Genomic DNA, 13560 nt, shown 5'->3' with positions numbered 1-13560 from the left:
TGATCTGATTTTCTCTGTTTGATCCTCACGAGTGAGTGTCAGTAACATGATACCTCATATTTCTGAGAAAGGCTATAATATCAATTAATTGATGATGTTTCGTTCGCTCAATTCTGGGATCTTCTAAGTCGGGAAAATGGTCAGCAATGGTGATTTTAGGTTTGAGTTTCATACAGGTAAACTCTAATTAAATGTTTTTTGGCTACTCAAGAATTCTCCTCCAATATACCATATTCTGTTAACATAAAATTTAGATGCGTTCGCCCTGCAGTGATAACTACAATAATATGCTGAGAAAGCGAGAATGCTGCACTGGTTGCGGTGAAACTTACAAACTAGAAAACTTATCAATGTGTGTCGAATGCGATCGCGTCTATTGCTATCGTTGTGCGGATAGTTCTTGTTTCTGCGGTGGAGAATTGGTCGGTTGAGCATACCTGAATCTGCTTGAAGGTGAGACAACTTGGAAGCAGCAGAGACGTTCTGGTGGAACGTTTCTACTACCCGGTTTTGATTGAAAAGAGAACTTCTTGCTTCTGGCAGGGATGGCGATCGTTCTCGTCTTTATTTGCGTTGCGCTCGCATTCCCACTGTCCCGTCATATTGAGTGCAGACACTTTCTTCGCTACCTGTGGTGTATATCTGACCCGATAACGGAATCGGTCAAACTTACTGCATTGGTTTCGGGTATTTCTTAATGCGGTGGGTGAGCGGGGTCAAGGGGAAGAAGGGGCGATCGTAGATTCGGTGAAGGACAATCGTTATCGGGTATTCTAAAAATAAAGGATGTTGGAAAGTTCATCGGAAAACAACGCTCGGATGATTGTTCGCGATCGCCAAGGCCGAGAATACCGCCTGCAAGTAAACGGGGACGAAGACTCATATTTTATTGCCAAACTCCTGTACCGCAACAGCGAAGTTGGTAGGCTCGAAGGCGTTTTGTATCCGCCTGATAAATTGGTGATAGGTGATATCTTAATTCGCGACGATGTAATTCACGCTCCAGAGCACTTAGGGGCAGCTCTTTTGAGACGGCTAGTTGAACCCAAGCCAATCGATTACCGTCGCAGGGGACTGGGAACTCACAGTAGTGCAGTTTGCGATAAAGAAAGCTCGTCAGCGGGGAATTAAGCGAATCTGCGCTTCTCTAACTCAAAAAGACATCAATAATAATCCCAATCTCGTCAGAGAGTATATGACCGCACTTTTTAACGTGTTCCGTCTCAAGTCCAATCCGGCTTGTTGAGTAAAAAAATTTATTTTAAATTACTGTAGTTTAGACTAACCAAAGATGAGAACGGTGGCAAAAGAAGAACTAGAGCCACCGCGCCAGGAGAGAATAAGGGTGAAAAATAAAACCTATCCACTCCTTAAATGAACAGTGAACGATTAAAGGACTTTCCTGGGAGCAGCATACGATTTATTAGTGAAAGCCAAGGATGCCACATTCGAGCTGATGGATGCAGTGATGACCACTCCGAATGCGTCATGTTTAGCGGAATTTTCACTCAATCCATTATTCAAGCGTCAATGGCCAAGCATCTATGAAGCGTTACAAGACTGTAGACCTGATCGGAAAAAACTGATGCTGCTGTATCTGGAGCAATTACAGGAAGAAGCACCCCCAACAGAACACATATTAGTAGCAATCGACCACACTGCATGGGGGAGACGAGATGCCAAAACGTTAAAAGACAGAACTCATGAATATCAGAGGGGTTCCATTGTTGGACAGGGATACAGTACAATTGCGTGGATACCTGAAGCACAAGGAAGTTGGGCATTACCCCTACTTCATGAAAGAATTAGTAGTGGGTCTTCACCCATACTTCAAGCAGCTTCCCAACTCAAACTTGTCTGTGAACAGAGCGTCAATCCAGTTTTAGCAGTTTTAGATCGAGAATATGGGAATGCAAGCTGGGTGCTAGCGCTAAAGCAAGCTTCCATCCCTGCTGATTGTTTAATGAGAGTCCGAAAAAATGCCTGCTTATGGTCAGCACCACCAGCCTATAGTGGTCGCGGTAGACCACGGAAACATGGGCAAAAAATGAGACTCAATGACCCAACCACATGGCTTCAAGCGGATACAGAGATTGAAATTGACGAACATCCAGATTTGGGAAAAGTCCGAGTCAAACAATGGATTGACTTGCATTTTTATCGCGCCCCTGGACAAAAAGTCAATTTAATTCTGATCGAAAGAATGAAGCCCATGTCAAATGGTCAGCCGTTTCCACCCTTATGGTTGGCTTGGGTTGGAGAACTAACTCTACCTTTGGAAACAGTCTGGTTCAAATATTTACGACGTTTTGGAGTGGATCATTGGTATAGGTTTGCCAAGCAAAGATTGCATTGGACATTGCCTAATTTGAGAACCCCTGAACAATCCGAGCGTTGGAGTGATTTAATGCCGTTGATGAGTTGGCAACTCTGGCTAGCTAGGGATTTAGTGGTTGAGAATGTCTTACTGCAGGCAATCTGCTACCATTAATTTTACCCCTGGACGTGTTGCTCAATCAATGTTTTCGCTTTTAGTTGACATTGGTACTCCCACAAAATTGCCTAAACATAGGGGAAAATCCCCCGGCTGGGAAAAAGGAAGGGTACGGACGGTAGCACCGCGATATCCCACTGTCAAAAAACGGGTTTCTCGACGTAAAAAGTCTTCAATATTAGCTATTTAATCTTCTCCCTCTTGAGTTTTTAAGCAACAGCTTGCCTGAGATTCAAAGGTGGCTACTTTTAGCTACGCTTATTTTTTAGTCTAAACTACAGTCAACAGCAACGATTGGCTTCTAGTTGGGCGGTATTTTTAGGTTCTTTACTGCTCTCACCTGCTGCTACAGGGCAGCCAATTACTCCGGCTCCCGATGGCACCGAAACTGCTGTTACGAAATCGCTCAATGTATCCCGTCGGCATTCACACGCTGGATTGCCAATCAAATGCTGAATCAATTGAGCAATTGTGATATTTGCAATCGTTTATAAATAAAACTATTATTTATATTCATTGGTTGAGATAATTTACTTGTTAGAATAAAAAATGCTGAATACATATTTTTTAAAAGGCAAAAATAGTGTCTCAATTCCTTAGCATTTTTAACTATCAAGGCTTTCGGTGCTTCTTCTCTATATACTGCTATTAATATTTTCTGGATAAATAAAATTTACCCGCAGGCTTGCTCTCGGTGACGAGATCCTTGTCGTAGTTGCCGGCTCTTTGTAACTTCTGCTTGGATGTCCTGGCTATTCGTTATTGTTCGGGGCTGTGCAGGTTAGTGTAATGTAAATTTTTCATGGTACACTGCTAACGAAAGAAGCGAAGTCTCATTAACTTTACCCCTAATCAAAAATCTCAAACCAGGAGAGTTATTATGACAGTGTTGGTTACAGGTGCAGGTGGTTTTATTGGCAGTCATCTCACTGAGGCCTTGTTAGATAAGGGATACACTGTCCGAGCTTTAGTACATTACAACAGCCAAAATAGCTGGGGGCATCTCAGAGAGTTGCGATCTGAATTGCAAAACAAACTTGAGGTATGTCTAGGGGACATCACAGATCCCTATTTTGTCGGCTGTCTGGTTGCAGGGTGTGAGGTTGTATTCCACCTCGCTGCCTTAATTGGTATTCCCTATTCCTACCAAGCCCCAGCAGCCTATGTGGCTACGAATGTAGGTGGAACCCTGAATGTTCTGCAAGCCTGCCGTCAAGCAGGTGTACGTCGGGTAATTGTAACTTCTACGAGTGAGGTTTATGGTACAGCTCGTTACACCCCCATGAATGAAGTTCATCCGTTGCAAGCGCAATCTCCATATGCTGCTAGCAAAATAGCAGCGGATAAGCTAGCTGAATCTTATTTCTGTAGCTATGGTCTACCTGTCGTAATCCTCCGCCCGTTCAACACCTATGGGCCTCGTCAATCTGCCCGTGCTATCATTCCAACGGTGTTGACTCAAGCGATCGCCAAAGTTGAAAAAATCAGCCTCGGAAATCTAGAACCAAAGCGCGATCTAACCTTTGTTTCGGATACTGTGCAGGCGTTCTTGCTAGCATCTGAAACACCAGGGATTGAAGGAGAAACCATTCACTTTGGGCAAGGCACAGCAGTGAGTGTAGCAGAGATTGCTCAACGGTGCCTGAGCGTGGTTGGCAGCAAAGCTGAAATTGTGAGCGCGACCGAACGACAGCGACCCCAACAGAGTGAAGTTGAACTACTCTTGTGCGATGCGTCTAAGGCACAACGAGTATTGGGGTGGAAACCAACAGTCTCACTAGATGAGGGATTGTCTCAAGTAGCTAATTATGTGCGAAGCTATTCTGAGCAATATCGCTATAAAGATTATGTAGTATGACTACAGAATATCTAATCAATAAATCTAATAACAGTGCAGCAGGTTTAAGGGCTGTCATTTTGGCAGGCGGTAAGGGAACGCGACTGAGACCCTTTACTGTCAACTTTCCTAAGCCCCTCGTACCTCTAGGCGATACACCCGTACTGGAAGTTTTAATCCATCGCCTTATCTCCTACGGTATTACTGATATTACTCTTACCTTGGGGCATTTGGCTGAGTTGGTTAAAGCCTACTTTGACCATCGGCAGAAGCTAGTTCAACAAATCACACTCCATTTTGTTGAAGAGGAAGAGCCAACAGGAACAGCCGGTTCACTATCATTCGTCCCCAATCTTGATGACACATTTTTGGTGATGAATGGAGATTTGTTGACTAATCTAAATTTCCATGACCTAGTGCAGTTCCATCGAGAACAGAAAGCGGTACTTACAATCGCAACCCATACTCGCACAGTCAAAATAGACCTGGGTGTTCTGAAATTTGACGAGACCTATCAGATCGTTGATTACCTGGAGAAGCCAGAAACAACGTATCAAGTCAGCATGGGCATCTATGTCTACGAACCGAGTGTACTTCAACATATTGAGTACGGCCAGTATCTTGACCTGCCCGATCTGGTATTGCGGCTTTTGGCAAAAGGGGAACGGATCTGTGGGTATCCGGTCGATTGCCTTTGGTTAGATATTGGTAGACCGGATGATTACGCCAAAGCCCAAGAACTGTTCTCACAAAAGAGGGAGGAGTTTGGTCTTGTCTAATTGGCACATTCCTCTTAGCGACTTGGACTATGGTTCTGAAGAAACCGCCGCTGTTCAACGAGTATTGCAAAGTAAGTGGCTTTCTATGGGGCCTGAAGTTCAGGCTTTTGAACAGGAGTTTGCAGAATTTTTGGGGGTCAAGCACGCGATCGCTGTTGCTAATGGAACAGCAGCCTTGCACCTGTCCTATCTGGCACTGGGGGTAGAGCCTGGGGATGAGATTATTCAGCCTGCAATTAATTTTGTAGCAGCAGCCAACATATCTGTAGCAATAGGCGTTACACCAGTGTTTGCCGACATTATTGGTCTGGGTGAACCCACCATAGATCCAGCCGATATTGAACGGCGCATCTCGCCTCGCACAAAAGCTGTTCTAGTTATGCACTATGGTGGTTATCCCTGTCGCATGGCTGAGATTCAAGGCATTTGCCAGAAATATGGTTTGGCATTGATTGAAGATGCCTGTCATGCTGTGGGAGCGCGTTACCTAGACTCCCAATCGAGAGCGCCCCACGGCAACATGGTAGGCAATCTGGGTGATATTGCCTGCTTCTCATTCTTTAGTAACAAAAACTTAGCAACTGGAGAAGGCGGTCTAGTCGCCACCAATCGGGATGACTTGGGTGAGCGTCTGCGTCTGCTTCGCTCCCACGGGATGACTACTCTCTCTTGGGAGCGTCACAAAGGTCATGCAAGCTCTTATGATGTAATCCTACACGGGTACAACTATCGACTTGATGAGTTGCGAGCTGCATTGGGTAGAGTTCAGCTCAAAAAACTGCAGCGCAATAACTCCCGACGCCAGCAATTTGTATCAGCTTATCAACAGCACCTAACCCCGATATCCGGTTGGACAGTTCCCTTTTCGGACTATTTTGGCGACTCGGCCTATCACTTGATCGTGATTGTGGCACCAGATAAGGAAACTCGCACTCACGTGGTAAAGACTCTCAAGGAAGCTGGCATTCAGACAAGCTTGCACTACCCCTGCTTGCCTGACTTCACAGCCTTTAGACATTTGACGAGTCATGACTTAGAACAAAGCCGCTTGTTTGCCCAAGGCGTCATCACACTGCCACTGTTCCCAACTATGACCTTAGACCAAGTTGAACAGGTCTGCTCCCACATCTATGAGCTTAGCCATCTTGCCCCGGTAAAAGATGACCTCCCTTAAGACGGTTCAGGAGTAACTTTTTAAGAATTGAGAAAATATTGGGGATAAGCAGACAAGACGTACTAGAGTGTTCAAGATGTTTCCAAGGAACACGCACATGCTAAGTATCCATAATGTTGAACTCAAACCGGAGCGACGAACCTACCCCTCTCCTCACTGTAGCGAGTATCCCAAAGCCCTTTACATAGAGTTGACCGATCGCTGCAATCTTCTATGTCCGATGTGCCGCCAGTCTGCCGTTGCAGGCGATGTGCTGCCCTTGGAAACGTTCAAGGAGATTGCAGACACCCTATTTCCCCATGCCGTATTCGTAGACCTCCGAGGGTGGGGCGAAAGTACAATGCTGCCGTCCTTTGATGACTATCTCGACTATTCCCTCAAATTTCCCCTGAAGAAAAAGCTGATTACTAATGCCACAGTAAACAAGCCATCTGTTTGGCAACGACTTGGTGAAACTGGGGTGGTAGTCGGTGTATCTATTGATGCCGCAGACAAAGAGTTGTATGAACAGCTACGCGTTGGTGGCAAGTTAGAGAAAACTCTTGCTAATGTGCAACAGTTAGTGCAAGCCGCTGAAGCGGCAGGATATGACCCCAAACAACAAGTCTACTTTTGTATTACTGCCAGTGGTTCAAATATTTTTGATATTAAAAATATCGTTCGCATAGGACTCGATTTAGGTATTAACCGTTTCAAGTTAGAACCTATCAAAACCTCCGATCAAGACCCTGTTCACCTCAAGAATTTTACCAAAGAGGTGCGAGAGGAAATGGAAACACTGCGGGAACTCGCTAGGGAGACAGGGGCACGCATCGAACTTTCGGCATCAATGATTGAGGAGGATGTATACCTTCTGGCGACGCAAAAGCTGTGCATTCATCCTTGGCAATATCTTTATGTCAATGCCAGGGGTCGGATGGGATTTTGCGACCACCTCAATGGTGTGGAGGAATTTACCTTTGCCCGGTGGGGCGAGGTTGATTTCGATAGCTTTTGGAATGGAGAACAAATGGTGAGACTGCGACAGGAACACTTGGAGCGCTTCCACCAAAAGCAGCAGATCTCAATTTGTGGCGACTGCAATTGGTGTTATGACCAACGCTACATGGATTTGGAAGACTGGGTAGAACCGGGTTGGTCAGCCTATCGTGTGCAACTTTGAAAAACGAGCAAAGAAAAATACAATGGTCAGTGAAGAATTGTGTTGCCCATGGGAGCAGCTCTTTTATGAGCCAGCGCTGCTCGATTCTGCTTCCGGCGATGCTGATAGCGGTGAAACCGTAGAATATTACCGTTCCATTCTTAAACAAGGGGAAATCCGGATACTTGATGTTGGTTGTGGAACGGGTCGGTTAGCTATTCCGCTGGCGGCTGATGGTTATGAAGTATATGCAATAGATAGTTCCAGCGATATGGTTTCTTTTTTTCAGCAGAAACTCGCCCGCCTTGACAGTGAACTCCAACGCCACATCCATCTGCATCATCTGAATATTCAGGCGCAATTTTATGATGGCACCCTTGATGTTGCTATAGCTGTAGACGATTTTCTCACCCATTTTCTGGATGGGTCGAGTTTGCGTTCCACCCTCAAAAATATTTGCCACAGTCTTAAACCGGGTGGTCGTTTCCTCACGGACTTACGAGGAAGGAGTCAACAGCGCATTGCAACAGCCACCCAGCCTTTTCCCAAACCCATGTATTTCTTCGGTATTGTTCACCAAGTGCCAACGCCATCTGGACAGCAGCGATCGGCTGCTATGCGTTCCGTAGAAAACTACGACGAAAATAAGTGCATCCTGACCAGCACTCAGATTTTTGAATGGATCTTGCCTGATGGCACTGTTGAGAAAACAATCTACCGCACCCTACGCCAGCGATTGCATCGTTTAGAAGAACTCGCTGCTGCTGCGGAGGATGTGGGATTGAAGCTGGGATTAGCACACCAACGTCTTAACCCGTTGAACGAGGCTAGCTACCAAGAGGGGATGTCTTTGGAATTTTATAAGGTGTAACGATAGGAGTTAAATATAGGACACATAATTTATGGTTAAAAGAATTCAGTGAAACAATGAATTTACTCCTTTCCGCTCATGCCGACGATATTGCCTATTCCCTTGGTGGTGCCCTGCTAAAGGGATATATCAGTCAAATTACAGCTACTTTAGTCACCGTGTTTCAGCGCGGTTTATATGTTCCTTACGCCCGACCGAAAGCTTCGGTTGAGGAAGCCAGCGCCATTCGGGATGCCGAGGATCTTGCCTACGCAGCCAAAGTTGGTCTCAAGCACAAGGGGTTGGGGTTAAGGGATGTCACTCTGCGAGGATACCCAGATTTGGAGGACTCCATTTTTACAGTGACAGATTACCGCCAAGACCCCGGCGCAGTAGAGAGTATCGAGACAATCCAATCATTCTTAGATGAGCAAACAGAAATGACGCGCCTCTGGGTACCTTTGGCAATTGGCAATCATATCGATCATGTATTGCTGCTGAAGGCGGTTCTGGGATGGAAGGCAAAACCCGAACTGGAAGTGATTTTCTATGAAGATGTTCCCTATGCTGGCTTTGAGGAGCTAGACAGTATTGAAACCTGGGTACAGCAAGTCATTGGCTCGGCAGAAGCAGAAATTATCGACATCAGTGAACAGTTTGAGAAAAAACTGAAAAATTTGGAAATTTATGGTTCCCAAGTTAGCCAGGATGACATCGACTTGGTAAAATTGCATGCCCGACGCATCGTGCCGGGTTTGGCAGTGGAACGTGTGTGGCGCAGAAAAAAAAGGTTAGGAGAATGAAAGTCGCGATCGCAACTCAGTGGTTAACACATATGGGCGGCTCTGAAGTCCTAACGGTAGCGACTGCTTTGTCTCTGGCACTGCTGGGACATCAGGTGGAGGTAATCGTAGCCTCCGGGACGATTCATCCCAAATTTGAGCGTCAATTAGAGTATCAAGGAATCAAGCTAGTTTCTCTAGCTTCCTACAACAATATGACGGAGAAAGTGGCTGCTTTAACGGAACTGCTGCTCCGAGTGCAACCCACTCTAGTCCACTTTATTCCCCTTGAATCGTTGGCTTGTGCCTGGATAGAAACGGAAACTGTCCGGACAGTCCCTGTAGTAGTCACAGAAACTACTAACGCTTCCCCTTCGGTTTGGTGGGTTGGCGAGCGCGAGCACCATACTCTTAAAGCAGCCGATGGGATAATCGCTATGTCCCGTCAAGCAGCGGCGAACATTCGACGTTTTAGGGGAACAGAAAAACCTCTGCAAATAATACCACCGTCTTTGCCTCCCTTGGACAATAGGTGGGACCCGCCTTTGATGGACATTACAGATACTGCCCTCAATAACATTGGTTGCATCAGCCGACTGTCTGAAGAAAAAGGGCTAGAATTCCTTCTGGCTGCTATGACGATGATTGATAGAAAAGCTAAGAAGATAACGTTACACATATTTGGTGAAGGACAGGAGCGCTATCGGGTGGAATCTCTGATTCGGGCTTTTGAGTTGGATGATGCGGTTGTACTGCACGGATATGTCGAGGATATGTATGTAGCTATAGAAAGCTGTGCGCTGTTTGTTCTTCCCTCTTTATTGGAAGGGTTGCCTCTGTCTTTAATTGAGATTATCGCTTCCGGACGGCCTTTCATTGCTACGACTGTGGGAGGCATTCCAGAGCTGGTTGATGGCGAAGACTGGGCTGATTTAGTGCCTATTGGAGATTCAAGAGCGCTAGCAGAAGCTATTGAGCAGCGAATGGGAAATCCAGCGCAGTTACGCCGTGATGGTAGACGGGCTCGCGCCGCTTATGAACGTTGCTGGCATTCCAAACTACGGGCAGAACAACTCGTTCAATTTTATGATCGGGTCTTGAGTTCAGAAATCAGGCTACCAACCGGAGTTTAAACTATCCGCTTGCAGCGCACATAGTCAAACTCTTGCCAAGATTATCATGGCCTAAAGAGTTATTTAGGAGGGAGCATCCCGGTTTTGTAAATATCCGAATAAGCGTAAAATAGTTAAAATCAATAAAAGCGTCAAAAAAAGTCGAGAAAAAGAGCCATGACCCCTGAAGAACTAGAGCGGTTGCAATCCTGTACGGCAGAAATTGCTAAAATTTTGTATAACAATACACCCCCAGGTGAACTGACCAGTCTGGAAAATATTGAAAAGCATCTCAGGCAACAATGGCTGGAAAAAGTGGGCCCACAAATCGGTTTTTTTTTATCAAACAAGCAACGGGAACAGAACAAGGACGACCCCAGCGAGCGTAAAAAGCTGTATTGGTGAACTAATAATTACTGAAAAACAAGCCGAAAAATTAGATATCAAGAAATCTACTCGATTATCTCCATTATTTGAAAAATGCTGTCTCCGTCAAATAGCTAATCTTTCCTACGAAAAGGCTGCCCAAGAAATGGAAGTTCAGACAGGAGTAAAGATAGGACACACTTGTTTACATCGATTGGTAGAAAAACAAGAATGGTCAGAACCTCATGCCAAAATTGAGGTCAAAGAAACAAGCATAGATGGAGGGAAAGTCCGTCTGAGAGGGAAGTTGGGGGAAGGGTCTCATTGGCAAGATTATAAAGCTGTGCGGTTACATGAAAGTTATTATGGGGCTTTCTATCAAGAGAATGAAGAGTTAATTAACTATATAAACCATCAGCCATTAGCCAATATATTAACTTGTTTGGGTGATGGACATGATGGAATATGGAATATTATGAGCCAGTTGAATCCTGGTAAAACCCGACGTGAAATTTTAGATTGGTATCATTTAATGGAAAATTTATATAAAGTGGGAGGGTCGTTGAAACGTTTAGCCAAAGCCAAGGAATTTTTGTGGCAAGGCCGGGTCGAACCCACCCTAGATTTATTTAAGTATGGTCGCAAAAAAAACGCCCAAAACTTTTGCAAGTATCTAGAAAAGCATCGCTCTCGAATTGTTAACTATGAGCAATTATCACAAGACAAGATTTGTTCGATCGGCTCGGGAGCGGTGGAATCGACGGTTAAACAAATAGATAGAAGGTTGAAAATTTCAGGGGCCCAATGGTTGAAAAAAAATGTCAATCAAATGCTAAAACTTCGTTGTGCCTACCTCAACGACCTCTTAGCCATTTGAGGCTTTTGCAAAACCGGGATGCTCCCTATTTAGGAGCTTTTCCTGTAATTCTTGCTTCTTCTACCCAGCTATCAAACAACTGCTGATGTTTCTGAATCCATTCTTTAGCATGGCGACGCATATCTTCTGGAGTATCTTCACCCTTGTGAATTAGATGAAGTTCTGCACTAATATCTTCTATAGGAACCTGAACGAGTTCAAATAAGCGTCTGGCTGCCGGGTTAGCCTTCACAAATTCTTTGTTCGCTACAATGCGTAACCTATCTACTGCAAATCCCAAGTTTTTCCCCTTGAATGAAGTATCCTTTTCTGTATACTTTCCCATGCTTTTTGGATAGGAAGTGAAGGGAACTTCTAACCAGACTACATCTTTCATATCTACATCCAGCCATGAAGGAGTCCAGATGTAGTAAAGAACTGGTTCTCCTTGTTTATAACGAGCAATTGTATCTGCAATTTGAGTGCCAATGTCTCCCCTCGCGTACTCAACAGTATCTTGGAGTCCATAGACTTTTAAGTGATTCTCTATTACTTCATCACAGCCCGAACCTACAGGACAATAAACTATATCCGCTTTACCGTTTCTGTTTGTATCAAACATCTGGGCAAGTTTTGGGTCTTTGAGTTGCGCGAGGTTAGTAATTTTATAGTTATCGGCTGTTTTTTTATCTATCTTATAACCTTGCCGCAGATTAGGAGTAATAACTCCTACTTTCTCTAATTTCTGTGACCCACCCCCTCTTTCAAAGAACTTATCGTAGAGCTTTTCCCAGTGGCTCGTCGTGAAATCTAAGTCACCATTGCCAATAGCAACGTGCAGCAAAACAGGAGGAGAAACTGTTTTGATTTTTTCAACCTCGTAACCGAGTTTTTCCAGACCTATACCAACAATTTCTGTAAGGAATCTTTCATCTCCGTCATAGCCAGGGCGTACTTTCACTCCTTTTCCAGGCATCTCTGTTGATTGACCATTAGTCAATTTGGTAGTGGCTTGAGGAGTTTGTTGGCAGGCGATTAATCCCATAATCGACGCCGCTACGATTGTAGCCAAAGTAAATTTTTGTTTGAATAGATTCATTGCTTGAATTGGCTGTGACTAATATTGTTTGTATTTTTGACCGTCCATTGAGACAAGAGAAAACCAATTGGGCCTCGCTGTTGCCAAATTCCTTGGCTGTTGGCACCACTCACAGCTTGGACGATTCGGTCAAGCATGATGGCAAGCAAGACAAAACCTAGTCCCCCTATGGCAGCTAGTCCTATATCCAAGCGAGCCAGACCATCTAACACCTTCAATCCCAGTCCTTCTACACCGATCATCGAAGCTACTGCCGACATTCCTAATGCAAACAGAATCGTTTGGTTCATCCCTGTCAAGATGCTGGGCATAGCGAGGGGAAGAAGCACTTCCCACAGCACTTGAGAGGGGGTTGAACCAAAGGCTTTGGCAGCTTCCACGGCTTCCGGGGAAACTTGCCGAATACCCAGGTTAGTAAGACGAATCAGGGGCGGTACCGCCACGACGAATATTGCTATCACTCCGGGAATTTTACCAATGCCAAACAGCATGACGACGGGGACGAGATAGATAAACAGGGGGATGGTTTGCATGGTATCGAGGATGGGCAGGACAAATCGCTCGAGGCGATCGCTCCTAGCACAGGCAATACCCAAGGGAATACCTACCAGAGTGCAAAACACTACGCCAGTCACCACGAGCGCAAGGGTTGCCATTGTTTGCTCCCACGTTCCGAGAAAACCGAGCAGGGTGAGGGCAGCAACGCTATAAATCGCAACGTTGCGTCCAGCTACTTGCCATGCAATTAAACCAATCGCGATCAGGAAGATTAGGGGGGGAAGGGACAGAAAAACGAATTCTATGCCATCAAGCACTAAGTTAAAGGGATAGCGGATGACTTGGAAGATGGGGCGAAAGTTCTGAACAATGAAATCAAGGGCAGTATTAATCCAATCATCAAGGGGTATAGTATAAAGCTGGAAGGGGTTGAGGATAATATCTAGCGCTCCAGGACTCTTGGCGAGGAAATAAGTCAAGGAATTTAACACAATTGAGTGCCTCCTACGTGTGATCGGTTGCTACTTACTGTAAATCCGATTTAATTTAAAACTTCCAGCTCTTTAGACTGT

At 45.1% G+C, this 13560-nt stretch carries 12 protein-coding genes and 1 pseudogene; 10 read left to right on the top strand and 3 right to left on the bottom strand.

Annotation, left to right across the window (positions count from 1 at the left end; all coding sequences use genetic code 11):
* Nucleotides 1–25: 25 nt before the first annotated feature.
* A complete protein-coding gene (locus QUA43_RS28905; RefSeq protein ID WP_333379000.1) occupies nt 26–172 on the bottom strand; it encodes a hypothetical protein in 147 nt (48 codons plus the stop codon).
* 614 nt (nt 173–786) lie between these two features.
* On the opposite strand from QUA43_RS28905, the gene QUA43_RS28900 reads away from it, so the two are divergent.
* From QUA43_RS28900 to QUA43_RS28855, 10 genes and pseudogenes are all read left to right on the top strand, one after another.
* On the top strand, nt 787–1131 hold the full coding sequence (locus tag QUA43_RS28900) for a hypothetical protein (protein WP_333378998.1): 345 nt from the start codon (nt 787–789) through the stop codon (nt 1129–1131).
* A gap of 295 nt (nt 1132–1426) precedes the next feature.
* On the top strand, nt 1427–2491 hold the full coding sequence (locus QUA43_RS28895; protein WP_333378997.1) for a transposase: 1065 nt from the start codon (nt 1427–1429) through the stop codon (nt 2489–2491).
* 883 nt (nt 2492–3374) lie between these two features.
* Nucleotides 3375–4352: a GDP-mannose 4,6-dehydratase gene (locus QUA43_RS28890; protein ID WP_333378994.1), complete on the top strand. Its 978-nt coding sequence runs from the start codon at nt 3375–3377 to the stop codon at nt 4350–4352.
* Nucleotides 4349–5110, top strand: coding sequence for a sugar phosphate nucleotidyltransferase (locus QUA43_RS28885; protein WP_333378993.1), 762 nt, complete (start codon nt 4349–4351; stop codon nt 5108–5110). Before QUA43_RS28890 ends, QUA43_RS28885 begins: the two co-directional genes overlap by 4 nt.
* On the top strand, nt 5103–6284 hold the full coding sequence (locus QUA43_RS28880) for a DegT/DnrJ/EryC1/StrS family aminotransferase (protein WP_333378991.1): 1182 nt from the start codon (nt 5103–5105) through the stop codon (nt 6282–6284). The genes QUA43_RS28885 and QUA43_RS28880 overlap by 8 nt, the downstream gene beginning before the upstream one ends.
* Nucleotides 6285–6381: 97 nt before the next feature.
* Nucleotides 6382–7446 carry a radical SAM protein gene (locus QUA43_RS28875; protein ID WP_333378989.1) on the top strand — a complete coding sequence of 355 codons (1065 nt, stop codon included), beginning with the start codon at nt 6382–6384 and terminating at the stop codon, nt 7444–7446.
* Nucleotides 7447–7468: 22 nt separating this feature from the next.
* Nucleotides 7469–8296 (top strand): class I SAM-dependent methyltransferase, encoded by an 828-nt coding sequence (locus QUA43_RS28870; protein WP_333378987.1) that lies wholly within the window; start codon nt 7469–7471, stop codon nt 8294–8296.
* A gap of 56 nt (nt 8297–8352) precedes the next feature.
* Nucleotides 8353–9078 carry a PIG-L family deacetylase gene (locus QUA43_RS28865; RefSeq protein WP_333378985.1) on the top strand — a complete coding sequence of 242 codons (726 nt, stop codon included), beginning with the start codon at nt 8353–8355 and terminating at the stop codon, nt 9076–9078.
* A complete protein-coding gene (locus tag QUA43_RS28860) occupies nt 9075–10190 on the top strand; it encodes a glycosyltransferase family 4 protein (RefSeq protein ID WP_333378983.1) in 1116 nt (371 codons plus the stop codon). Before QUA43_RS28865 ends, QUA43_RS28860 begins: the two co-directional genes overlap by 4 nt.
* A 156-nt stretch (nt 10191–10346) precedes the next feature.
* Nucleotides 10347–11412, top strand: a pseudogene (locus QUA43_RS28855) (ISKra4 family transposase).
* Nucleotides 11413–11437: 25 nt separating this feature from the next.
* On the opposite strand, the gene proX reads toward QUA43_RS28855, so the two are convergent.
* Nucleotides 11438–12490 (bottom strand): glycine betaine/L-proline ABC transporter substrate-binding protein ProX, encoded by a 1053-nt coding sequence (gene proX / locus QUA43_RS28850; RefSeq protein ID WP_333378981.1) that lies wholly within the window; start codon nt 12488–12490, stop codon nt 11438–11440.
* The gene (locus QUA43_RS28845) at nt 12487–13479 is read right to left on the bottom strand and encodes an ABC transporter permease subunit (protein WP_333378979.1); all 993 of its coding nucleotides are present in this window, start codon (nt 13477–13479) and stop codon (nt 12487–12489) included. The genes proX and QUA43_RS28845 overlap by 4 nt, the downstream gene beginning before the upstream one ends.
* Nucleotides 13480–13560 lie beyond the last annotated feature (81 nt).

Origin of the sequence: Microcoleus sp. N9_B4, assembly GCF_036701635.1 — a bacterium.
In the GTDB taxonomy this organism is placed as follows: Bacteria; Cyanobacteriota; Cyanobacteriia; order Cyanobacteriales; family Microcoleaceae; genus Microcoleus.
Note: the sequence above shows the minus strand (reverse complement) of the source record. Positions and strands in the feature narration are given on the sequence as shown.